Source organism: Janthinobacterium sp. LM6, from assembly GCF_002002885.1.
Taxonomy (GTDB): domain Bacteria; phylum Pseudomonadota; class Gammaproteobacteria; order Burkholderiales; family Burkholderiaceae_D; genus Janthinobacterium; species Janthinobacterium kumbetense.
This window is the reverse complement of sequence record NZ_CP019510.1, coordinates 942,957-964,949: the sequence shown is the minus strand read 5'-3', so window position 1 is coordinate 964,949 and position 21,993 is coordinate 942,957. Positions and strand designations below refer to the sequence as shown.

Sequence of the window (21,993 nt, the reverse complement as noted above, 5' to 3'; positions counted from 1 at the left end):
TCCCTTCCGCTCGCTACGGTTCTGTCAGGTACTCTTGGACTTCCTGGTCTTAACGACTGTCCTTCATCTGCTGCTGCACGGAAAGACTCAAGGTACCGAGGTCTTCCTTGCCCAGCAGCGGCAGTTGCGCCAGCAGCTGGGCAAGGGCGGAACTGCCCGTCACGTCCAGCTCGGACGACTGCACCAGCACCGTGCCGGCGCCCGTGAAGTCGATCTGCTTTTCCTCGCCCGACAAACTGAAACCGGTGAGCGCGCCGGCGGCCGAGGCCCAGCCCTGCACGTGGGCGTAATCGTAGTGATACGACGGGCTCGGACAGTCGGCCCAGCCCAGCACGGCCTGCTCATCCACGCGGCACGGCAGCTCGAGGAAATGCACGGGGCCGTTCGACGAGGCGATGACCTTGCCCGTGCCTATCATGGTCAGATAACCGGGCAAGGTCGATTCCTGGCAAATCACATCCTTCGTAAAACCCAGCAGGTTTTTCGCGCGGATGGTCATGTTGGCGTTGTCCAGGTCGTAGCACGCCAGGTCGTTGCCGTTGTCGCCCAAAATCAATTGACCCTGCCCTTGCGCCACGACAAAGTGGTGTACGTATTTCGGTGCATTGAAGGCATTGCGCACGATCAAGTCGAGCACGCTGCTGCCCATGGCTTCGAAGCGCAGTTCGCCATAGAAGGCGATCATCTTGCCCTTGCGAATGAAGATCTGTTCCTTGACGTCGATGACATACGAAAAACGGTTCAGGTTATCGTTCTTCGGCAAGGTATCGGGATTGTAAATCGTCATGGCTTACCTTTCGCTCGCTTGGATGTAGACCGTGCCCTGGCCCGTGAATTTCACCTGGTAGGATTCGCCGGACGCCTGGCCGACGAAGGTTTTCCAGTTCAAGTCCGTGACGATGGTCGAGCTCAGCTGCCCCGTGTGACCGATATACGCTTGCGGGTCGACAAACACGGGCACGTCCGGCGTGACGGGCAAGCCGATGGCATTGCCGTCCGACAAAATTGCCACTTCGCCCGTGCCTTGCAGGGTGGTAGTAAACAAGCCCTGGCCGGAAGCCATGCCGCGCACCACGCCCTGCACGCCGCCCTGGTTGCCGAGGAACATGGTGCCAGCCGTCAGGCGCGCATCGAAGGCCAGCAGGGAATCGCTTTCCACATAAAACGTTTCGCCGCGCACGGGGACGATGGTGACGAACAGGCCGCCCTGCGCGTAAAACACGCTGCCCGTGCCGCGCGCCGACATCAGGGCATAGCCCTCGTTCGTGACGGCGCGCATGGCCAGGCTTTGCACGCCCTGGCCGGCCAGGAAAGAACGGCTGAACGCCACGTCGCCCTGGTAGGACACCATGGCGCCCTTGCGCGCGAACACTTCTTCATTGCCGAGTTTAACCTCAAGCATCTTTTCATTGATTTGCTGATAGACAGGCATCGCGGGTCCTCGCTGACTTAACGTTCGGCGGGCTGGATGAACACCACGCCCTGGCCTGTGAATTTGTGCTGGTACGATTCGCCCGAGCTCTGGCCGATCATCGTGCGCCAGTTGACGTCAAAAACGAATTCCTGGCGGATATCGCCCTTGAAGCCGACGAAGGCGTCCGGATCCACGCGCAGCGGGTGCGCGGGCGTCACTTCCAGCATGATCAGGTTGCCGCGCGAAATGACGGCCAGGTTGCCGTGCCCCTCGACGGTGGTGGAAAACAGGCCCTGGCCCGAACTGGCGCCGCGCAGCCCAGCAAAGCTGGTGCCCGTCTTCAGGCTGGTGTCGTAGGCCAGCAAGCTGCTGCTTTCGATGGTCAGCTTTTCACCCGTCAACGGAATAACGGTGATCTCGGCCGCATTCTGCGCGAAAAACACCGTGCCCGTGCCGGCGGCCTGCATCACTTGCATGCCTTCGTTCGTCACCTTGCGCTTGAGCGCGCCGAACAGGCCCTCGCCGCCGAGCAGGGATTTTTCAAATTTGATGCTGCCCGTATAGGCGACCATGGCGCCGGCAATGGCCAGCACTTTTTCATCCTGCAGGCGCACTTCCAGCAGGCGGTCGGTATTGGTGCGGAAACTGGTCACGCGCGACTCCCCAAGAATGCCAGGGCACAAAGCCATGGCTATCCGACAAGATACCGTTGGCCTTACCGCCATGCAAGTGCTATTCCTCCCGAACGGGGGTGGGTGAATAAAAAAAAGCGTGCCCGGAGGCACGCCTTGCGTTCACGCAAAGAACGGTTTACTCAGCCAGCACCGGCCTGGCGCCGCGCGCGTTCTGGAACAGCGGCACGGGATCATTGGTATTGACCTCGACCACCGTCACGCCCTGCACCACGCCAGCCACCTGGTAGCCGACGGCGCCCAGGTGGCGCTTGCCTTCGGCCAGGTTGGACCAGCTCAGCGAGACAGTCGCCGTGCCGCCCGTGTAGGCCGTGCCCGGCATCAGCGCCTTGAAGCCGCCATTCGACAAGCCCGGCGCCAGTACCCACGACGACAAGGTGTAGTCGGCCTGGCCGTTTTGCGGCGCAAAACCGATCACGCACACCTTGTAGGTGCCGGCGGCGGGCAGGCGCAGTTCCACTTGCTCATTGGAACTTTCATTGCCGCTGCTGCCGACCAGCACATTGGCGGCGTTGTAGACCTCCATGTCCATGTCGGTATTCGCGCCGCCCGTCGTTTCCGCATCGTAGGTGGCAAAGCGCGCCGCCAGGGTGCCGGCCGGGATCACCACATTGTGCACGTTCACGCCCGTGGCGCCGCCCGCCTTGCAGGCAGCCGATGCGGCGGCGCCCGTCGTCGCCTGGCCGATCGTGCGCGCCTGGCGCACGGCTTCGACGAGACCCGACTTGACGCCCACCAGCGCGCCCGAGAAGCCCGTGCCCAGGGTCAGCACCTTGCTGCCCGTGGCCGCTTCGCTGCTGACCAGCGGAATGGCGGCCAGCGCCGTGCCGCGCGCCGTCAGCGGGCTGCGCACCGTGTGCGTGCCATCCGTCCAGCTCAGGGCGCCGTAGGTCCAGGTATTGGCCGGCGCCGTGGTGCGCGTCAGCTTCACCTGGAACTGGCCCTTGGCGCCCGGCGCCAGGCTCAGACTCGTTGGCGTCACTGCCACCGTATAGCCGGGCAAGCTGGCCGAGACGTTGTAGACGGCGCTGCCGGCGCCCACGTTGGTCACCGTGCGCGTCAGCGTTTGCGTGCCCAGCACGTTGGCCGCCGTCAGCGACGCCAGGTTCAGGTTATAGGCCGCGATGGTACCGATGGCCTGGCACGTGGCGGCGCTGTAGACCTTCAGGTTCAGGCCGCACAGGAAACGCGCATAGTCGATTTCCGACATGTCGTACACGAGGCCGGGATCGGCCGCGCTGTTCGGCGCGATGTGGCCGGCGCCCTGGCCCCACGGCAGCTGGCCCGAGTTCTTCGCCGTGGCATCCCACGACACGGAACCGTTCAAGCCGTCCGAGTACGTGCTGAAGGCCGTCGTCATCAGCGCCGACTTGATGGCCGCGGGCGACCAGTCCGGATGCTGCTGCTTGAGCAATGCCGCCACGCCGGCCACGTGCGGGCTGGCCATCGAGGTGCCGGAATAGAAATCCCATTCGGCCGCCGGCGCCACGCCGCCGGCCGCCACGGCATCGCGCTGCGCCTGCGTCAGGTCGGCCGTCACGCCGGCCAGCACGTTGGTGCCGGGCGCCGAGAGATCCGGTTTCAGGATGTTCGCGTTGGCCACGTTCGGTCCGCGCGAGGAACGGTCGCTGACGATCGGCGCCAGCACCGTCGTGTCGGGGATCGTATGCACCTCGCCCAGCGCCGCCGTGCCGTCGGGCGTCGCCGCCATGAAGGTTTTCAGCGCGTCGCCCTGCGCCTGCGCCAGGTGCACGGTCGACAGCGCGTGCGCCTGGTTGATGACGGTGTTGGCGCCGCCGGCCACGTTGGCGATGATCACGCCCGCCGCGCCCGCCGTCTTCGCGTTCGCGCTCTTGTTGACCAGCACGTTGCCGCCACGGTCGCACACGAGTATCTTGCCCGCCACTTTCGCCGGGTCCAGATACGCCGACGCGGCATCGGCCGCGCCGAAGCAGCGCAGCAAGTTGAGGTCCGTCGGCAGCACGCCGGCCAGGCCCGCGTCGCGCGACTGGATCAGCGGCAGCGCCGGCGTATTCGCATTGCTCGATGCGCCTTCCAGTTTCGTGCCATTGCTGAGAGTGACGTTGGCCGCGTACAGGCGGTTGTGGGTGGAATTGGCGACCGTTGCCAGCCACGGGCTGATGTGCGACACGGGTGCCGGCACGTCGGGCGCGGGCGTGGCCGGGCCGGAATTGCCGCCCGACGTGGCAACGAAGACGCCGGCCGCCGCCGCGCCGAGGAAGGCCACTTCCGTCGGTTCGTCGAAGGCGCCGCCGCCCGCGTTCGGGCCGATGGAGAAGTTGATGACGTTCACGCCATCCTTGACCGCCTGGTCGATGGCGGCCACGCTGTCGGCCGTGGCGCAGCCGTTGCGGCCCGTCGAGGCGGCCGTCCAGCACACTTTATAGGCGGCGATGCGGGCGCGCGGCGCCATGCCGGACGCCTTGCCCAGCGACACGCCGTTCGAGGTGGCCAGGGCGCCATTGTTGCCGCCGGCCGTGGACGCCGTATGCGTGCCGTGGCCGCCGTGCCCCGTCAGGCCGGCGACGGAATCGCGCGGCGACATGAATTCCGTCCAGTGCAGCGCCGAGGTGGCGGCGCGGTAGTAGCGCGCGCCGATCAGCTTATTGTTGCAATTCTCGGCGGAGAAACCTTCGCCCGTCTGGCAAGTGCCCTGCCAGCTGGCCGGCGGCGCGCCATACACGACGTTGTTGCCGCTGTGGCTCGGTACGCCGTTCTCGTCGAGGCGGTCGGCAAAGGCCGTGTTCTCGGGCCAGATGCCGCTGTCGACGATGCCGATGATAATGTCTTCGCCCGCGTGCGCCTTGCCGCCCAGCTGCTCCCAGATGCCGCCCGGCTTGTCCAGGCCCAGGAAGCTGGGCGTGTAGCTGGTGTCGAGCTGCAGGATGGAGTCGGCGCTGATGCTGGCCACGCCGCTGTTTTTCTTCAGGGCGCGCACTTCATCGTCCGTCAGCAAGGCGGAAAAGCCGTTGAAGACGACGCTGTACTGGTGCGTGATTTCCGCCGCGCTGACAGTGCCGGCCACGGCGGCCTGTTTGGTGTCGAGATAGCTCAAATAGGCCTGCACGTCGGCGGCGCCCACGTCGATGCGCGCGCCCGGGGCCGGCTTGGTGGCGGCCAGGCCGTCGACCTGGCCCGTGTAGGTGGCGGCCGGCTTGTCGACCAGTTGCACGATGTAGGAGCGGCGTTCCTGCGCCTGCGCCGCTTGCGCCAGGCTGGCGGCCAGCAAGAGGATGCCGAGTGAAACGGGACGTAATTTCATCTCACGCTCCTTGCACGGTGGAGGCGGCGAACTTGCCGCTGCGGCGGCGCGACAGCATGCCGATGGCGCCCAGTCCGGCCAGCATCAGCATGTAGGTCGACGGTTCCGGCACGGCGCTGATATTGATATTGTCGAGCGCAAACTGGCCCTGGTTAAAGGCGGGGAAATCGAGGGAATTGCTGCACGCGCCCGTGTCATTGAAAATGCACGCGTTGAAGCTCAGGCCCGTAAACGCATAATTGCTGAAACCGCCCAGCAGGGAGGCGCTCTGGAAATGGTAATTGCCATCGCTGCCCTGGCCGGGAAACGCCAGCGAGGTGCTGATCACCTGGCCGTCGCTGAGGGTGCCGCTCAGCTGCAGCTGGCCCCAATTCTGGTTCGGCAAACCAGACACGGGGGCGATAAAGGAATAATCGAAACCGGCCAGGGTGAATGCCTGGTGGTCGGCGCGCGTGAAATTCACGCCGCCATCGTTGAGGATCGCCAGGTAATTGCCGGTGGCGCCCTGCGGGCAGGCGGCGATATCGCACGACGAACCCACGCGGCCATCGAGGATGGCGCCCACGCCGCTGACGCCGCCGCCGGCCGCCGTCGTCGGGTCGGCCAGGAACAGCAGGTTGTAGCTCGACGTATTGAGCGTCTGGCCGCTTTCATACACGTCGGGACGCAAGTTGTCGAAAGTCAGGACACCAGCCAGGGCCGGCGCCGAGCCCAGCACGGACAAGGCGGCCAGCGCGGCAAGGACGGCGACGCGACCGCGGGTAGCGGGCGGATTGGCGATGGCGGGCGATACCCGCGCATGTGATAAACGATTCATTCTATTCCCTTGATTGTTGTGGATAGATAGGTCGGCAGGTCTGGCGCCCGCTTTCAGCTTTTTCACAAAAGTGTCAACAAATATAGCAAATCGCATAAAACAAATATCATATTTTTAATATCATTTATTTATTTTTTATCTAACTCCGCGAAACTTTGTTTTGTTTTATCTATGAAAGTTTGAGGAATCTCAACGTTACATTTGAACAACAATAGCGCACACTGCAGACGCGTTCGCCAGCGGGCCGGCCCGACTTCGGATAAGCTCGAAAACCGCGCCTGCCGCGTCGCCCTCCCCGTCACATCGCGGTACACCTGTTCCATCCTGGAACACTTGCCTGTCCCCCTCAGCCCCGCATGAGCGGTCCCTCGCGCCCTTGCGCCGATGGCATGAAGCTTGCACAACAAGAAGATCGACCGTGCTCAGGGAGCAGCATCATGGAACACCATCAATTTGGCGCCCAGGCAAGCGCGCACGCCCGGCCGCGCCGGACCGGCCTGCTGTGCTGCGCGCTGGCGCTGGCTTTTTTCCTGCTGGCCGCCAGGCTGGACCTGGCCGAACGGCTGACGCAGTCACTCTGGCGCCAGGAACATTGGCAGCTCGATGAACTGGCCCTGAGCCTGCTGGTGCTGGTGCTGGCGCTGGCCGGCTTTGCCGTGCGGCGCGGCCGCCGGATGGCGCTGCTGCTGGCGCAAAACCGCGCCCTCACGCAGCGCCTGCTGCGCGCGCAGGAAGAAGAGCGCTGCGCGCTGGCGCGCGAGCTGCACGACGAGGTGGGACAGGACTGCACGGCCATCCGCGCCGCCGCCAGCTACATCCTGCGCGCGCGCGATGGCGACCAGGCGAACGTGCAGGCGTGCGCCGCCAGCATCGCCCGCTCGTCGGAAGCGCTGCATGCGATGGTGCGCACGATGCTGCGCCGGCTGCGCCCGCCCGTGCTCGACAGCCTGGGATTGGCGCCAGCGCTGCAGGCGCTGTGCGACAGCTGGGCCCAGCAGCACGGCATCGCCTGCCATTTCGCGCATTTCGCGCCGCAGGCCATCCCCGCCGGCCTCGACGACAGCACCGCCACCGCCATCTACCGCCTGGTGCAGGAAGGCTTGACGAACGTGGCGCGCCACGCGGGCGCCGACCGGGCCACTGTGGAATTGCGCGCCGATGCGCACGGCGTGCTGCACCTGGCCATCGAAGACAATGGCCGGGGTTTGCGCCAGGACAAGACGGAAGAAGGCGGTTTCGGCATGCTGGGCATGCGCGAGCGCGTGGCCGGTTTGCGCGGCCACATCCGCTGGATCAGCGCGCTGGGCAACGGCTTGCGCATCGAAGTGGCGATGCCGCTGGCGGCCGGTGCGGCATGAACGCGGCGCTGACCCCGATCCGCGTGATGCTGGTGGACGACCATCCGGTGGTGCGCTCCGGTTACCGCCGCCTGCTGGAACAGGGCGGCGACATCGCCGTCGTGGCCGAGGCGGGCAATGGCGAAACGGCGTATGGCTTGTACCAGGAGCACGCGCCCGACGTCTGCGTGACGGATCTGTCCATGCCCGGCATCGGCGGCCTGGAATTACTGCGCAAGCTGCTCGCGCGCGACGCGGGCGCCCGCGTGCTCGTGTTTACCATGCACGACACGCCCCAGCTGATCGCGCGCGCGTTTGACGGCGGCGCCTGCGGCTTCGTCAGCAAGCAGGCCGACCCGGAACACCTGGTCGACGCCGTGCGCGCCGCCCACGCGGGCCGGCGCTACCTGGACCCGCATAGCGCGCCCGGCGTGCTGCAGGGCACGGCCAACATGGAAGCAGACCGCTTGAGCAGCCTGAGCCAGCGCGAATTCGAAATCTTCCGCCTGCTGGCCGAAGGCCGCAGCGCCGCCGACTGCGCCCGCCTGCTGCACGTGAGCAGCAAGACGGTGGCCAACCACCAGACTTGCATCAAGGAAAAACTGGACGTGCCCGGCCCCGCCGCCCTCGTCCACCTGGCCCTGCGCAACGGCATCATCGAGCAGGTCCATCCTTAAAACGCGTAGCGCAAGCCCGCATTCACGCTGCGCGACGCGCCGGCCGCATAGAAGGTCGCATTGACCATCGGATACTCGCCGTTCACGGCAGGCAGCGGACGGGCGGCGAAATTGCCGTTGGCGTCGAAACCCGTCGCACCCAGCTGGGCCGCCGTCGCATATTTTCGGTCGAACAGGTTGTTTACCTGGGCAAATACGCTGAGCCGGGGCGTCAGCTGGTACTTGCCGTTCAGCTCGACCACGGCATAGCCGCCGCTCTTGCCCGAACCCAAGTAGGCTGGCCCGCCAGCCTGGTGCGCATTGTTTTCATTGCCGCGCGCATAGGCGCTGGAAACGGCCGTCATGGCCAGGCCCACCGTCCAGTCGCGTCCGCCTTGATAATCCACGTGCGCCTTCAGGATATGGCTCGGCGTCAAGGGAATGCGCTTGCCGGGCGTGATGACGATATTGCCTTCCAGGCCAGGCGCCTGCGCGTCGCTGCTGCTGTTGGCGCTGCCGTTGACGGTTTCCCCGCTTTGATACGTCGCCTGCAGCCACGTGTAGTTGACGCCGAAATCCAGCATGCCCGCCTTGCCGTCGGCCGCCAGTTCCACGCCCTGGTGGCGCGTCTTGCCGAAATTCTTGAAATAACCGAAACCGGCCTGATTGTCGGCCACGAACAGGATATCGTCGTGATTTTCCGCGCGGAACACGCCCGCACTCCAGCGCGCCACGTCGGCGAACTTGCCGCGCAGGCCCGCTTCCCACGTCTTCGTGACCACCTGTTTCAACGGCGGGTCGCCGGCCATGGCGTTGGGCAGGCGGCACGGGTTTTCCGGGTCGGCGCAACCGAGTTCGATGGCCGTCGGCGTGCGGCTGCCTTCGTTGTAGCCGAGATAGGCGCTCATGCCCGCGGCCGGCGCATACGCCAGGCCGATGGCGGGATTGAAGCGGCTGAAACGATGGTCGCCATCGAGCGAGCCGCTGCCGCCGCCGGGCGTGATGGCGTCGCGGTTGCGCACGGTGCTGCGGTTGTAGCGGCCGGAGATGGTAAGCGTCAATGCTTGATTGAACGCCATGCTGTCGCTCGCATACACGCTCCACGTGCGCATGCGCCCGCTCAAGTCGACCCGGTTGTCGACGGGCGTGCCATCGTCATCGATTTCCGTGCCGTCGGCAAAGAACGCGACGGGCGTGATGCTGCGGTCCGGGTTCAGGTAGCCGAACTGGCTGGTCTGGCGGAAAGTGGCGTGGCTGGCATCGAAGGCGGCACCGGCCGTGATGCTGTGGCGCATGGCAGCCACGTCGGCCAGCGCGGTGAGCTGGCCCGACAAGCCATAGTTTTCCTGCTCGGTATGGCTGCGGTTGAGCATGCCGTTGCATTTTTCGGCCGGCTCGTCGTTCAGCAGCACGTTGGCGATGCAGCGCCACTTCGGAAATGGCGTATTCGACGCGTTCGCCCCGCTGGCGGGAAAGCCCGCGTAGCCGGCCGCCGCCAGGGCCGCCCGCTCGGCCGCGCCGGGCTGGTAGACGGACTGGTCGAGCGACTCGTCGTTCAAGTCGCCGTTAAACGTGTGCGTGTCGATCTTGCGGTAGTACACATTGCCGGACAACAGCAAGGCCGCGCCGGCCTGGTGCTTGCCCGTCAGGTTCAGCAGGGTCGATTTGTTCTGCGTCAAATCGGGCTTGGTGTAGACGCTGCGGTAATCGCGCGCCAGCAGGCGCTGTTCCTGCAAGCCGTTGCCCGTCAGCGCATTGTCCGCATGGGCCACGGTGACGGCGATATCGGTGCGCGCATCGCTCCAGCCCAGCTTGCCAAACAGCTGGCGCACGTCGGACGGGGAATCGTCGCGCCAGCCGTCTTCCTTGTAGCGGTTGCCCGTCACATACCAGTGCCAGCCCTGCGCATTGCTGCCGCCATGCTCGACCTCGACGCCGCGCCGTTTGTCGGACCCCAGGCGCGCTTCGACGGCGGTGCCGGGGCTGCTGCGGCCATCCTTGGTTTGCAGCGCCAGCGCGCCGCCCAGGGTATTCAAGCCGAACAGCGGGTTCGAGCCGGGCATCAAGGTCAGCGATGCTATCGCCATGCGCGGGATCAAGTCCCAGCTGACGACATCGCCAAACGGCTGGTTCAGGCGCATGCCGTCCAGGTAGACGGACAGGCCTTGCGGCGTGCCCAGCAGCGGCGACGCCGTATAGCCGCGGTAGCTGACGTCGGGCTGGAACGGGTTGTTCTGCACCTCGTTCACGACAACGCTGCCCAGGTTGCGGCGCAGGAAGGCGGAGAGATCGAGCGCGCCGCTGCGGGCGATCTGCTGCGCGCTGGCCGTCTGCACGGGCGCGGCCAGCGCATCGCGCGGCTGCTCGACGGTGGGCAGCGGCATGCTGCCCGTGATGATGACGGTGGGCAAGTCGCCCGAGGTGGCCAGGCTGGCGGCCATCGCCGGTTCGGCGGCCTGCGCCTGGCACAGCGCCATGGCGGCGGCGGCGAATAAAGTCAGTTTCATGCGTATCCCCGTTTTTATAGTGGTTTTTATTGCGTCCAGTATCGGACAGCCACCATCGGGGAACTAGGGAAAAACTCCCGCCGTGCGGGGAAGGGGTAACAAAGTCAGCGCTGCAAGGGAAGATAGCTTTGCTTGAGCTGGCGCAACACGAAACTCGATTTGCTGTGGCGGATGCCGGGAATTTTATATAAACGCTCGCGCAGCAGGCGTTCATAGTCGCGCGTGTCGCTCACCGCAATGCGCAGGTAGTAATCGTAATCGCCGGAGACAAGAAACGCTTCCAGCACTTCCGGAATCATGGCCAGCGCGTGGCCGAACTCGAACAGGGCCTGGTCGGAATGGTCGTCCAGGGTCACTTGCACGATGACGGTATCGGCCAACCCCACCTTGGCCGCATTGACGTTCACCGTATAACCCTCGATGACGCCATCGTCTTCCATGCGCTTGATGCGCGCCCAGCACGGCGACGAGGTCAGGCCCACCTTGGCGCTCAGGTCGTGCAGGCTGATACGGGCATCCTGCTGCAGGGCCGTCAGGATGGCGAGGTCGAATTTATCCAGCTTCATTCTGCTTTTCCTTATTTTCACAGCAAATTTTGCTGAATAGTGCATTCTATACGAGAAAACCAGCAGCCTTTTCTGCCGCATCAGGCAGAAAATAAGGCCATGAAACCCGATCCCGCTCCCCTCCTCGCTCCCGCCGCCGATCTTGCGCCGCGCAACGGCGCCAGCACCCTGATCGACACCCTGCTGGCCCTGGGCGTCGACACCGTCTTCGGCTACCCGGGCGGCGCCGTGCTGCCCCTGTACGACGCGCTGCACGCGCAGCCCCGCTTGCGCCACGTGCTGGTGCGCCACGAACAGGCGGCCGTGCACGCGGCCGAAGGCTATGCGCGCAGCACGGGCCGGCCCGGCGTCGTCTTCGTCACGTCCGGCCCCGGCATGAGCAACACCACCACGGGCTTGCTCGACGCCCTGTGCGATTCGGTTCCCGTCATCTGCATCAGCGGCCAGGTGGCCAGCACCAGCATCGGCACCAACGCCTTCCAGGAATGCGACGCGCTGGGCATTTCGCGTCCCGTCACCAAGTGGAACCGGCAAATCCGCGCGGCCGAGGAAACGGCCGCCGTCGTGCACGAAGCATTTATTCAAGCCACGCAAGGGCGGCCCGGCCCCGTGCTGGTCGATTTTCCCAAGGATCTGCAGCTGGCGCCCGTCACGCAGCACGCGCCGCTGCCGCCCGCCGCCGCATCTGCCGCCGCGGCCCTGCCGGAACCCGCCGACCTGGAACGGGCCGCCAGCCTGATCGCCGGCGCGCGCCAGCCCGTGTTCTATGGCGGCGGCGGCCTCGTCAATTCCGGCCCCGATGCCTGCGCCGCGTTTCAACAACTGGTGAAACTGGCCGCCGCGCCCTGTACATTAACCTTGCTGGGCCTGGGCGCCTTTCCCGCGTCGCACCCGGCCTTCCTCGGCATGCTGGGCATGCACGGCACGCTGGAAGCGAACCTGGCCATGCACCACGCGGACCTGATCGTCTGCGTCGGCGCCCGCTTCGACGACCGCGTCACGGGCCGCCTGGACGCGTTTTGTCCTGGCGCAAAGGTCATCCACGTCGACATCGACCCGGCATCGATCGGCAAGGTGGTGCGCGCCGAGGTGGCCCTGCGCGGCGACTGCGCCCCCGTATTGGCCGCCTTGCTGGCGCAGCTGCGCGGGCGATTGCTGGCGGACCGCCAGCCGTGGTGGCAGCGCATCGACGGCTGGCGCGCCCAGGACAGCCTGGCGTTCGACGACACGCCCGGCGTCATCGCGCCGCAGGCGCTGATGCGGCGGCTGCAGGCGGCGCTGGACAGCATAGATGGCGGGGACGCCATCGTCTCCACCGACGTGGGCCAGCACCAGATGTGGGCGGCGCAGCACTTGCGCTTCGAGCAGCCCCGGCGCTGGCTCACCTCGGGCGGCGCCGGCACCATGGGCTATGGCTTGCCGGCGGCCATCGGCGCGCAGATCGCCCATCCGGGCAAGTGCGTCGTGTGCGTCAGCGGCGACGCGTCGATTTTGATGAATATCCAGGAACTGGCCACGGCCGTGCAGCACCGGCTGCCCGTGAAAGTAGTGTTGTCGAACAATGGCTACATGGGCATGGTGCGCCAGTGGCAGGAACTCATCCATGGCGGACGCTACAGCCACAGCTACACGGAAGCGCTGCCCGACTTCGTCGCCCTGGCGCGCGCGTTCGGCTGGCAGGCGCACACGGTGAGCCGGCGCGAGGAGCTCGACGCGGCGCTGGCGGCCTGCCTGGCCTCCGAGGGCCCGTACTTCCTCGACGTGCGCGTGCACGGCGCGGAAAACTGCTTCCCCATGATGGCGCCCGGCGCGGGGCACCATGAAGTGACCTTGCGCAAAGGCGTCGTCTACACCGGGTAACAAATCCGGTTCAACTCCACACTCTGTATATCCAGTAGCTTTCATCGTCGCGCATGGCGCGCGCCAGCTCGGTGGGGCTCAGCCCCGTGATTTCGCGCGTCTCGCGGCAAAAATGGGCCTGGTCGGCGTAACCGCCGCTGGCGGCGACGTCGGACCAGGACGCCGTGCCCTGCAGGATGGCGCCGCGCTCGTCGAGAAACAGCTGTTCCGCGCGGCGCATGCGGCGCAAGGTGCGCATGGGCTGGCCGGCCCAGGCCTTGATGCGGCGCTCGATATTGCGCGCGCTGCTGGCCAGTCCCGTCGATGCCGCCTGCACGCCCAGGCGGCGCACCCAGTCCTGCACGGCGCCGGCCGGATGGTCGCCGCTCTTGCGCGCCAGCGCCCAGCGCGGCGCGAGAAAATCCTCCACCAGCCTGACGCGGACCGCGTCGTCGGGCGCCGCCAGCACGGCGTCCGACAGGGCCAGCCAGTCCGCATCGAACAGCGCGTCGAGCGGGCGGAACTGGTCCAGCAAACCATCCATCGATACGCCCGTCAACGCATGCAGGGCGGCCGGATACAGCATCACGACAAAGGAATGCACGGGACCGGGGTTGTAGCTGACCAGCGGATACGAGCGGGGGCCGCCGAACAGCGCGGGCGGCATGCGCACGTCCCGCAGCGACAGGCCCGGCGCTGCCGCTTCCACGTCGCCCGCGACGGTCCAGACGATGCTGCACATGGGCGCGGCGGGAAAGCGGTTCAGGCGCTGCGCCGGCGGCAGCGGCGCGCAGCCCGTGGTGTCGCGCACGAGGAAGGCGCGCACGCAGGAAGCGAGCGCGGTGCGCGGCGCGATCAGGCGGGTCAGGGGCGTAGGGGCGGCAGGCATGGCGACGATTGTACCGGCAATTTCCGGCCGCGCGCGATGTCGTATTCGTTCAAGACGCGGACGCGCAAGCGCGCTACAGTGAAGTCATTGTCGCCATCCACCAGGAGTACGCCATGCCCCCGCTCGACCACGCCGCCGCGCCCGCCACCACGGCCCTGCGCCAGATTCGCCGCCTGCCGGGACCATTCGCCCTGCCCATCGTCGGCAACAGCCTGCAGATCAAGCTCACGCGCATCCACCGCGACGTGGAAGAGTGGGTGCGGCGCTACGGCCCCTACCTGCGCGCCTGGTTCGGCCGCACCCTGGTGCTGGTGGTGGCCGACAGCGAGGCTGTCGGCGCCGTGCTGCGCGACCGGCCCGACGGCTTTCGCCGCCCCCTGAGCAGCTCCCTCGTTTCCGAGGAAATGGGCGGCATCCCCGGCCTGTTCCTGGCCGAGGGCACGGAATGGCGCAACCAGCGCCGCATGGTCATGGCCGGCATGGCGCCCGGCGCCGTCAAGGCCTACTTCCCGGCGCTGGCGACGGTGGCGCAGCGCCTGCGGCGGCGCTGGCATCTTGCCGCCACGCAAGGCCAGGCGATCGACCTCGATGGCGACCTGAAACGCTACACGGTCGACATCATCGCCGGCCTCGCCTTCGGCACCGAGGTCAACACGCTGGAAGCGGGCGAAGACGTGATCCAGCGCCACATGGACGACATCCTGCCCGCCGTGGCGCGGCGCAGTCTGTCCATGTTCCCGTACTGGCGCTACGTCAAGCTGCCCGTCGACCGCCGCCTGGACCGCGACGTGGCGGCGCTGTCCGCCGCCGTGGCCGACCTGGTGCAGCAGGCGCGCACGCGCATGGCGCGCGACCCGGCGCGCCGCGAGCGTCCGCCCAATCTGCTCGAAGCGATGATCGCCGCCGCCGACCTGGAAGGCAGCGGCGTGACCGACCGCAACGTGGCCGGCAATGTGCTGACCATGCTGCTGGCGGGCGAGGATACGACGGCCAATACGCTGTCCTGGATGATTTACCTGTTGCAACGCCATCCGCACACCCTGGCGCGGGCGCGCGAAGAAGTGCGGCGCCTGGCGCCCGACGCGGCCCGCTTCACGATCGAACAGATGGACAGCCTCGACTACCTGGGCGCCTGCGCCAGCGAAGCCATGCGCCTGAAGCCGGTGGCCCCCTTCCTGCCCGTCGAAGCCCTGCGCGACACGGTCATCGCCGATATTGCCGTGCCGGCCGGCACCCTCGTGTGGTGCGTGATGCGCCACGACACGGTGTCCGATGCGCACTTTCCCGACGCGCAAGCCTTCCAGCCCGAGCGCTGGCTGGCCGAAGGCGGCGAGGCGAACAACAAGCGCGCCGCCATGCCCTTCGGCGCCGGCTTGCGCACGTGTCCGGGCCGCTACCTGGCCTTGTTGGAAATCAAGATCGCCATGGCCATGCTGCTGGGCAGCTTCGACATCGCCGGCGTCGACACGCCCGATGGCGGCGAGGCGCAGGAACTGATGGGTTTTGTGATGTCGCCCATCGGCCTGACCATGCGCCTGGCGCGGCCGCAGTGATACCATGGGGGAAGTCCCATTCATTCGACCTCCCCATGACCATCCGCCTGGAATCCCCGCAGCAAGCCGACGTGCAAACCCTGATCGCCGAGCTTGATGCATATCAACAAACGCTGTATCCGGCCGAGTGCGTCTACTCGCTGGATCTGGCGTCCGTGCCGCTAGAAAACCTGCTGTTTGCCGTCGCCCGCGATGCGGCCGGCACGGCACAGGCCTGCGGCGCCATCGTCGTCACGCCCGCATTCGGCGAGCTCAAGCGCATGTATGTGCACCCGGACAGCCGCGGCCTGGGCTTGGCGAAACGTTTGCTGGCCTTGCTGGAAGAGCAGGCGCTGGCGCGCGGCTGCCGCTTGCTGACCCTGGAGACGGGCATCCACCAGCCCGAGGCCATCGCCCTGTACGCGCGCCACGGCTACCAGCGGCGCGGACCGTACGGCGACTATCGCGACGATCCATTCAGTGTCTTCATGGAAAAACCGCTGCAGGCGGCCGCATGAGCGCGCCCGCCGACAGCCTGCTCGATATCCGCGCGCGCCTGCGCGCCTTTGCCGACGAGCGCGACTGGGACCAGTTCCACACGCCGAAAAACCTGGCCATGGCCCTGTCCGTGGAAGTGGCGGAACTGGCGGAACATTACCAGTGGCTGGCCACGGGCGCGGATTGCGAACTGGACGAGGCGAAGCGCGCTGGCATCCGCCACGAACTGGCCGACGTGCTGATGTACCTGGTACGCCTGGCCGACAAGAGCGGCGTCGACCTGCACGCGGCCGTGCTGGAAAAGATGGCACTGAACGCGCAGAAATACCCGGCGCAGCAGGTGCGCGGCGACGCGCGCAAATACAGCGAATACTGAGACGCCCACCCGTGCGTGGCGGATGCGCAAAAAGGCGTAGCATCAAGCCATGCGTATTTATCTATTACTGCTGATCATAGGCTTGCTCCATGGACCTATTGCGCTGGCGCAAACCACGCCCGTGCCGCAGGTGAAGGTGGATGCCACGCGCGACCCCGTCGACAAGTCCTACCGCAAGATGCTGCAGGGCGTGGAGCGCTTCGAGCGCGACCATGCGCTGGCGCCGCAGGCGAGCCTGCGCTTCCGTTTGCTGCCGCGCCAGCCCGGCGTGGACATGCAGGGCGTGCAGCTGCGCATCGCCGGCGACACCGTCAGCATCCCGTTACCATTGGCAGAGGACAACAGCTTTGCCCCCGTGCGCCATGCGCAAGCGGCACGCGAGGATGCCGTGCTGATCGCCAACCGCAAGGCGTCCACCATGAGCTGGCGCGCGCAGGTGATCACACCCGGCTTGCCGCCCGGCACGCGGCGCCTGGGCGACCTGCGCCTGGAATGCCGCGCCGGCATGGATTCCGGTCTGATCTCGAACGACCCGCAAATCATCGCCTGGCTGTCCAGCATGCTCTACAGCACTGATAAAGTGTGTTCCGAGCCGGACGGCAATTATCTGTTCTTCACGGACCGTCCCCTGTTCGGCGTGACCCTCGTGCACGGCGAACGCAGGGTTTCGTTACCGTTCACCATGCTGTACGCGGGCGGCGAGCAAACGCCCGCCTCGCTGCCCTATTGCGATTGCCAGGTCTTGCTTGACCGCACGTATTACGCGCCCTTGTGGGATAGCAACTGGCCCGACGACACCCTGCTGGAATTTGACTATATGGACGAGGTGGCGCCATGAAGTGGCTTTCGCTGATCGTGCTGATGCTGCTGGCCGCCTGCTCCGGCACGCGCGCCTTGCAAGCCAGCAAGAATGTGCCCTACGCCACCCTGGAGCAGGCCGTGCAGCCGGGCAACAGCACGCGCGAACAGGTGCGCGCCGCGCTGGGCGACAGCACGTCCATCCGTTTCGACAGCGGCAAGGAAGTGTGGATGTACAGCTACCCTGCCGCCTCGGGCGCGCAGGGCGAATATGTGATTCTGTTTGGCGGGGATGGGGTGGTGCGCAAGGTACGCAGCGGGGACGTGTACCGGGTGAAGAAGTAAGAGTAAGCCCACAGACAAAACCCGGGGGGAATGCTCCCGATGGGAAGCATTCCGGTCACGCAGTGACTGACCCCAGCCTTTCGCCGTTGGGGTAATTATCTTGCCTTCAGCAAGGCGCGTGCCGCCACGCCCGCGCCCACGCTGCGGCCCACGCCGGCAACCTTGCGCTTGGGCGATGCCTTCAGCTTGAAAATGCCGATCGACTGGGCCACGCTCTCGGTGCGCTGCGCCAGGCTGGTGGCGGCGGCGGCCGCCTGCTCCACCAGCGCCGCATTCTGCTGCGTGATGCCATCCATGTGGATGACGGCCTGGTTGACTTGCCCGATGCCCTGGTTCTGCTCGCGCGTGGTCGAGGAAATTTCGTCCATCACTTCCGTCACGCGGGCTACCGAGGCGATCACTTCCGCCATGGTGGCGCCCGCATTGCTGGTCAGCACGCTGCCCGCATTCACGGTGGCGATCGAATGGTCGATCAGATTCTTGACCTCTTTGGCGGCCGTGGCCGAGCGCTGCGCCAGGCTCCGTACTTCGCCGGCCACGACGGCGAAGCCGCGGCCATGCTCGCCGGCGCGGGCCGCTTCCACGGCCGCGTTCAAGGCGAGGATATTAGTCTGGAAGGCGATGCCGTCGATCAGGCCGATAATGTCGAGAATCTTGCGCGACGAGCTGCTGATCTCGTCCATCGTGGTGACCACTTCGCTGACGATGGTGCCGCCCTTGGCCGCGACGGTCGACGCCTGCGCCGCCAGGTCGTTGGCCGTGGCCACGTGGTCGGCGCTGTTCTGCACGGTCGACGTCAGTTCTTCCATGCTGGCCGCCGTCTGCTCCAGGCTGGACGCCTGCGATTCCGTGCGGCTGGACAAGTCCATATTGCCCGTGGCAATTTCCGCCGTGGTGATGCGGATATCCTCGAAGTTGGCGCGCACGTCGCCGATGATGCTGTGCAGGTTGATGTTGGTCTGGCGCAAGGCCGCCATCAATTGACCCATATCATCGTCGCGCACCTTGTCGATCACGCCCGTCAAGTCGCCGCCTGCCATCTTGCGCGCCACCGTGATGGCGTCGCCCAGCGGGGCGACGAGGGAATTGTGCAGATGGGCCCAGAAATACAGCATCAGCGCCACGGCGGCAGCGGCGGCACCGCTGAGCCAGCTGCGCGTGGCCGTGCTCGTGTCGCCGTCGATATTCCACACGGCGCAGCCGAGAATGGCCAGCACCACGCCGAAGATGATGCAATGCAGGGCCAGGTCTTGCGACAGGGTCAATTTGCGCCACTCGGCCAGCTTGGCGGCCCAGCCCTGGCGCACGACGCGGCCATTGCGGATCGCCAGGTTGGCACTATTGCCGTCTTTGAAACTTTTATACAGGGCTGCCGCTTCGTTGATCTGCTCGCGCGTGGGCTTGGTGCGCACGGACATATAGCCGATCGGGCGGCCGCTTTCGATGACGGGCGTGATATTGGCGAAGACCCAATAGAAATCGCCATTCTTGCAGCGGTTCTTGACCATGCCGGTCCAGGGCATGCCCGTCTTGATGGTGTCCCACAGGTCGGCAAACGCTTCGGCCGGCATATCGGGATGGCGCAGGATATTCTGTGGCGCACCCAGCAGTTCCATTTCTGAAAAACCGCTGACTTCAATGAAATACTGATTGGCGTAATTGATGTTTCCCTGTAAATCCGTGGTGGAAACAATCGTCATGCCTTCATTTAATACGTATTCATTTTGCGTGATAGGCGTATTGACCCGCATCGTCGCTCCTCTATTTTTTTTCAACTAGCATAACAAAAACATAAAAACAATATACCACATCAAGCACCCATGATATATCGCCTCGGCGACAGTGACGCCAGTCAAACAATTTAATAAAAGTCAATTCATTTATGTTTTAGAATTTACTTTGATTCAACTTGATTGATTTTATTGAAATGCAAAATTTAAATTGCGTGCACATACAATAATTAATAAAAAATTATGTATCGATGCGGCAGGCAATAAAGATGGCGTTTACGCCGATAAAAAGATGCAAAGGAGCGGCGGCCATTGCCGGCAGATGGCGATACCTGCCGCCTACCATAAGGCGGCAACCATGTTTATTTCTTGAGGGAAAATAAAAACTGGCGCGAATGCGCCAGTGGGGGATGTGTCTCCAATCCGCGACACAGGCGCCGGAGAGGCACCTGTGCAGGGATGGCTTACTTGAACGTTTTGCGCGGCGGCGACTTCGGACGCGGCGGCGCAGGCTTGCGCTCCGTCGTGCCATCGTCCAGGCTGATGCGCAGTTTCTGACCCGAAACGACGACCGATTTCAGGTGGTCGAGGATTTCCGGCGGCATGCCTTCCGGCAAGTCCAGCACGCTGTAGTTGTCAAAGATATCGATGCGGCCGATATGCTTGGCTTCCAGGTTCGCTTCGTTGGCGATGGCGCCGACGATGTTGCTTGGCGTTACGGCGTGCTCACGGCCCACTTCGATGCGGTAGGCCGTCACTCCCGGGCGTGGACGTTCCTTCTTCGGCGCGCGCGGGGCAACTTCGCCCGCGTCCGCCGGCGCATCCTTGAACGCTGGCGCGGACTTGGCGGCGAACGGCTTGCGCGGCGCGGCTGGCGGCGCCAGGTCCGGTGCGTCGCCGTCGCGGCTGATGCGCAGCTGCTGGCCCGCTACCCACACGGTTTTCAGCTGGTCCAGCAATTCTTTCGGCATGCTGTCTGGCAAGTCCAGGACGCTGTAGTCGTCATAGATTTCGATGCGGCCGATGTTTTTCGAATCGATGCCCGCTTCGTTGGCGATGGCGCCCACGATATTGCCCGGTTTTACGCCATGTTGATGACCTACCTCAATACGGAAAGTCTGCATGCCGGCGTCGGCCGGGCGCTGGATGCGTTCCTTTTTCGGGAAGGCCGGGCGTTCGCTGCGCTCGTTGCGGTCGAAGCGGTCATTGCGTTCGAAACGGTCATTGCGTTCAGGGCGGTCAAAGCGGTCTTGGCGCGCAGGACGGTCGTCTTGCCACGTGGCTTGCTCGCGCGCCTTGTTTTTGTCCAGCAACAAAGGCACATTGCCACGCGCCATCTTCGCCAGGGCGGCGGCGATTTCGATGGCGGGAATGTTTTGCTCGCGTTCGAAATCTTCGATCAGCGACTGGAACTGTTCCAGTTCGCCCAGGGCCAGGGTTTCGCTGATCTGTTCCTTGAACTTGGCGATACGCACGTCGTTGACGGCCTGGATGGTCGGCAGTTCCAGCATGCCGATCGGCTGGCGGGTCGAGCGTTCGATGGCTTTGAGCAAGTTCTTTTCACGCGGGGTGATGAACAGGATCGCTTCGCCGCTGCGGCCGGCGCGGCCCGTGCGGCCGATGCGGTGGGTGTAGCTTTCCGGATCGTGCGGCACGTCGTAGTTGACGACGTGGCTGATGCGCTCGACGTCCAGGCCGCGGGCGGCCACGTCGGTTGCGACCAAAATGTCGATCTTGCCGTCTTTCAACTGCTGGATCGTGCGCTCGCGCTGGGCTTGCTGGATGTCGCCATTGATGGCGGCAGCCGAGAAGCCGCGCGCTTGCAGCTTGCCGGCCAGCTCTTCCGTGCCCAGCTTGGTGCGGGCAAAGATGATCATGCCGTCAAACGCTTCCGCTTCCAGGATGCGGGTCAGCGCGTCGAGCTTGTGCATGCCCGACACCAGCCAGTAGCGCTGGCGGATGTTGTCGGCCGTGCCCGTCTTGGCGGCGACCGTCACTTCGGCCGGGTTCACCAGGTACGTGGTGGCGATGCGCTTGATGACGGAAGGCATGGTGGCCGAGAACAGAGCCGTTTGATGGCCTTCCGGCGTTTCTTGCAAGATGCGTTCGACGTCGTCGATAAAGCCCATGCGCAGCATTTCATCGGCTTCGTCGAGCACCAGGGTTTTCAGCTTGGACAGGTCGAGCGAACCCTTGTCCAGGTGATCGATGACGCGGCCAGGGGTGCCGACGACGACGTGCACGCCGCGGCGCAGGGCCGACAGTTGCGGGCCATAGCTTTGGCCGCCGTAGATCGGCAGCACGTGGAAGCCGGGAATGTGGGCGGCATACACCTGGAATGCTTCGGCGACCTGGATGGCCAGTTCGCGCGTCGGTGCCAGGACCAGGGCTTGGGGTGAGCTTTGTTTCAGATCGATGCGCGACAGGATCGGCAAGGCGAAGGCGGCGGTCTTACCCGTGCCTGTTTGCGCCTGGCCCAGCACGTCGCGGTTCGCGAGCAATAATGGAATCGTCGCCGCCTGGATAGGCGACGGTGTTTCGTAACCGACATCCTTAAGCGCGCGAATCAGCGGCTCGCTCAGGTTAAGGTCGGAAAATAAGGAAATTGGTGTATCAGACATGAAATCACTCACAAGTTCGCTCGAATCGCCCAATGCGAAAGAGTGTATCTGCTAGTTTACTCTTTACTGGACCTTACCGGGTGGCTGCATGCC

18 protein-coding genes are annotated in these 21,993 nt (G+C 65.0%); 8 read left to right on the top strand and 10 right to left on the bottom strand.

The annotated features are described in order from the left end of the window. Nucleotides 1–49 precede the first annotated feature (49 nt). The 5 genes from BZG29_RS04240 to BZG29_RS04220 form a co-directional block, all read right to left on the bottom strand. Nucleotides 50–787: an AIM24 family protein gene (locus BZG29_RS04240; RefSeq protein WP_077399206.1), complete on the bottom strand. Its 738-nt coding sequence runs from the start codon at nt 785–787 to the stop codon at nt 50–52. A 3-nt stretch (nt 788–790) separates the two neighbouring features. Further along, nucleotides 791–1,402, bottom strand: coding sequence for an AIM24 family protein (locus tag BZG29_RS04235; protein ID WP_253192779.1), 612 nt, complete (start codon nt 1,400–1,402; stop codon nt 791–793). A 47-nt stretch (nt 1,403–1,449) separates the two neighbouring features. Then, entirely contained in the window at nt 1,450–2,067 is a 618-nt protein-coding gene (locus BZG29_RS04230; RefSeq protein ID WP_216350350.1) for an AIM24 family protein, read from the bottom strand. Nucleotides 2,068–2,224: 157 nt separating this feature from the next. Then, entirely contained in the window at nt 2,225–5,389 is a 3,165-nt protein-coding gene (locus tag BZG29_RS28630; protein WP_077399199.1) for a S8 family serine peptidase, read from the bottom strand. Nucleotide 5,390: 1 nt separating this feature from the next. Continuing rightward, a complete protein-coding gene (locus BZG29_RS04220) occupies nt 5,391–6,206 on the bottom strand; it encodes an NF038120 family PEP-CTERM protein (RefSeq protein WP_150130799.1) in 816 nt (271 codons plus the stop codon). 437 nt (nt 6,207–6,643) lie between these two features. Between BZG29_RS04220 and BZG29_RS04215 the strand changes: the two genes are divergently transcribed. Both BZG29_RS04215 and BZG29_RS04210 read left to right on the top strand, forming a co-directional pair. Further along, entirely contained in the window at nt 6,644–7,564 is a 921-nt protein-coding gene (locus BZG29_RS04215; protein WP_077399193.1) for a histidine kinase, read from the top strand. After that, nucleotides 7,561–8,220, top strand: a complete 660-nt coding sequence (locus tag BZG29_RS04210) for a response regulator transcription factor (protein WP_077399190.1) — start codon at nt 7,561–7,563, stop codon at nt 8,218–8,220. The genes BZG29_RS04215 and BZG29_RS04210 overlap by 4 nt, the downstream gene beginning before the upstream one ends. Here BZG29_RS04210 and BZG29_RS04205 read toward each other — a convergent pair. After that, on the bottom strand, nt 8,217–10,706 hold the full coding sequence (locus BZG29_RS04205) for a TonB-dependent receptor (protein ID WP_077399187.1): 2,490 nt from the start codon (nt 10,704–10,706) through the stop codon (nt 8,217–8,219). The genes BZG29_RS04210 and BZG29_RS04205 overlap by 4 nt on opposite strands. Before the next feature lie 104 nt (nt 10,707–10,810). After that, on the bottom strand, nt 10,811–11,272 hold the full coding sequence (locus BZG29_RS04200; RefSeq protein ID WP_070217690.1) for an Lrp/AsnC family transcriptional regulator: 462 nt from the start codon (nt 11,270–11,272) through the stop codon (nt 10,811–10,813). 99 nt (nt 11,273–11,371) lie between these two features. Here BZG29_RS04200 and ilvB point away from each other — a divergent pair, with 99 nt between their 5' ends. Next, nucleotides 11,372–13,132, top strand: coding sequence for a biosynthetic-type acetolactate synthase large subunit (gene ilvB, locus BZG29_RS04195; protein WP_077399185.1), 1,761 nt, complete (start codon nt 11,372–11,374; stop codon nt 13,130–13,132). A gap of 10 nt (nt 13,133–13,142) precedes the next feature. Here ilvB and BZG29_RS04190 read toward each other — a convergent pair whose 3' ends face one another. Continuing rightward, nucleotides 13,143–14,000 (bottom strand): helix-turn-helix domain-containing protein, encoded by an 858-nt coding sequence (locus BZG29_RS04190; RefSeq protein WP_253192778.1) that lies wholly within the window; start codon nt 13,998–14,000, stop codon nt 13,143–13,145. Nucleotides 14,001–14,113: 113 nt separating this feature from the next. On the opposite strand from BZG29_RS04190, the gene BZG29_RS04185 reads away from it, so the two are divergent. Genes BZG29_RS04185 through bamE form a run of 5 tightly spaced genes read left to right on the top strand, consistent with a single transcriptional unit; the run spans nt 14,114 to nt 17,549 of the window. Then, a complete protein-coding gene (locus tag BZG29_RS04185; RefSeq protein WP_077408949.1) occupies nt 14,114–15,553 on the top strand; it encodes a cytochrome P450 in 1,440 nt (479 codons plus the stop codon). Between the two features lie 35 nt (nt 15,554–15,588). Then, nucleotides 15,589–16,050, top strand: coding sequence for a GNAT family N-acetyltransferase (locus BZG29_RS04180; protein ID WP_077399182.1), 462 nt, complete (start codon nt 15,589–15,591; stop codon nt 16,048–16,050). Continuing rightward, the gene (locus BZG29_RS04175; protein ID WP_077399179.1) at nt 16,047–16,406 is read left to right on the top strand and encodes a nucleotide pyrophosphohydrolase; all 360 of its coding nucleotides are present in this window, start codon (nt 16,047–16,049) and stop codon (nt 16,404–16,406) included. Before BZG29_RS04180 ends, BZG29_RS04175 begins: the two co-directional genes overlap by 4 nt. 49 nt (nt 16,407–16,455) lie before the next feature. Further along, a complete protein-coding gene (locus BZG29_RS04170; protein ID WP_077399176.1) occupies nt 16,456–17,244 on the top strand; it encodes a hypothetical protein in 789 nt (262 codons plus the stop codon). Next, nucleotides 17,241–17,549: an outer membrane protein assembly factor BamE gene (gene bamE / locus BZG29_RS04165; protein ID WP_077399173.1), complete on the top strand. Its 309-nt coding sequence runs from the start codon at nt 17,241–17,243 to the stop codon at nt 17,547–17,549. Before BZG29_RS04170 ends, bamE begins: the two co-directional genes overlap by 4 nt. 95 nt (nt 17,550–17,644) lie before the next feature. Here the strand turns inward: bamE and BZG29_RS04160 are convergent, their stop codons facing one another. Both BZG29_RS04160 and BZG29_RS04155 read right to left on the bottom strand, forming a co-directional pair. After that, nucleotides 17,645–19,300 carry a PAS domain-containing methyl-accepting chemotaxis protein gene (locus tag BZG29_RS04160; RefSeq protein WP_077399170.1) on the bottom strand — a complete coding sequence of 552 codons (1,656 nt, stop codon included), beginning with the start codon at nt 19,298–19,300 and terminating at the stop codon, nt 17,645–17,647. A gap of 443 nt (nt 19,301–19,743) precedes the next feature. Next, the gene (locus BZG29_RS04155) at nt 19,744–21,900 is read right to left on the bottom strand and encodes a DEAD/DEAH box helicase (protein WP_077399167.1); all 2,157 of its coding nucleotides are present in this window, start codon (nt 21,898–21,900) and stop codon (nt 19,744–19,746) included. Nucleotides 21,901–21,993: the final 93 nt, after the last annotated feature.

Coding starts and splice junctions, on each gene's coding strand:
- bamE (WP_077399173.1), top strand. CDS start 17,241: ATGAAGTGGCTTTCGCTGATCGTGCTGATGCTGCTGGCCGCCTGCTCC.
- BZG29_RS04210 (WP_077399190.1), top strand. CDS start 7,561: ATGAACGCGGCGCTGACCCCGATCCGCGTGATGCTGGTGGACGACCAT.
- BZG29_RS04160 (WP_077399170.1), bottom strand. CDS start 19,300: ATGCGGGTCAATACGCCTATCACGCAAAATGAATACGTATTAAATGAA.
- BZG29_RS04200 (WP_070217690.1), bottom strand. CDS start 11,272: ATGAAGCTGGATAAATTCGACCTCGCCATCCTGACGGCCCTGCAGCAG.
- BZG29_RS04170 (WP_077399176.1), top strand. CDS start 16,456: ATGCGTATTTATCTATTACTGCTGATCATAGGCTTGCTCCATGGACCT.
- BZG29_RS04180 (WP_077399182.1), top strand. CDS start 15,589: ATGACCATCCGCCTGGAATCCCCGCAGCAAGCCGACGTGCAAACCCTG.
- BZG29_RS04155 (WP_077399167.1), bottom strand. CDS start 21,900: ATGTCTGATACACCAATTTCCTTATTTTCCGACCTTAACCTGAGCGAG.
- BZG29_RS04175 (WP_077399179.1), top strand. CDS start 16,047: ATGAGCGCGCCCGCCGACAGCCTGCTCGATATCCGCGCGCGCCTGCGC.
- BZG29_RS04240 (WP_077399206.1), bottom strand. CDS start 787: ATGACGATTTACAATCCCGATACCTTGCCGAAGAACGATAACCTGAAC.
- BZG29_RS04190 (WP_253192778.1), bottom strand. CDS start 14,000: ATGCCTGCCGCCCCTACGCCCCTGACCCGCCTGATCGCGCCGCGCACC.
- BZG29_RS04205 (WP_077399187.1), bottom strand. CDS start 10,706: ATGAAACTGACTTTATTCGCCGCCGCCGCCATGGCGCTGTGCCAGGCG.
- ilvB (WP_077399185.1), top strand. CDS start 11,372: ATGAAACCCGATCCCGCTCCCCTCCTCGCTCCCGCCGCCGATCTTGCG.
- BZG29_RS04220 (WP_150130799.1), bottom strand. CDS start 6,206: ATGAATCGTTTATCACATGCGCGGGTATCGCCCGCCATCGCCAATCCG.
- BZG29_RS28630 (WP_077399199.1), bottom strand. CDS start 5,389: ATGAAATTACGTCCCGTTTCACTCGGCATCCTCTTGCTGGCCGCCAGC.
- BZG29_RS04185 (WP_077408949.1), top strand. CDS start 14,114: ATGCCCCCGCTCGACCACGCCGCCGCGCCCGCCACCACGGCCCTGCGC.
- BZG29_RS04235 (WP_253192779.1), bottom strand. CDS start 1,402: ATGCTTGAGGTTAAACTCGGCAATGAAGAAGTGTTCGCGCGCAAGGGC.
- BZG29_RS04215 (WP_077399193.1), top strand. CDS start 6,644: ATGGAACACCATCAATTTGGCGCCCAGGCAAGCGCGCACGCCCGGCCG.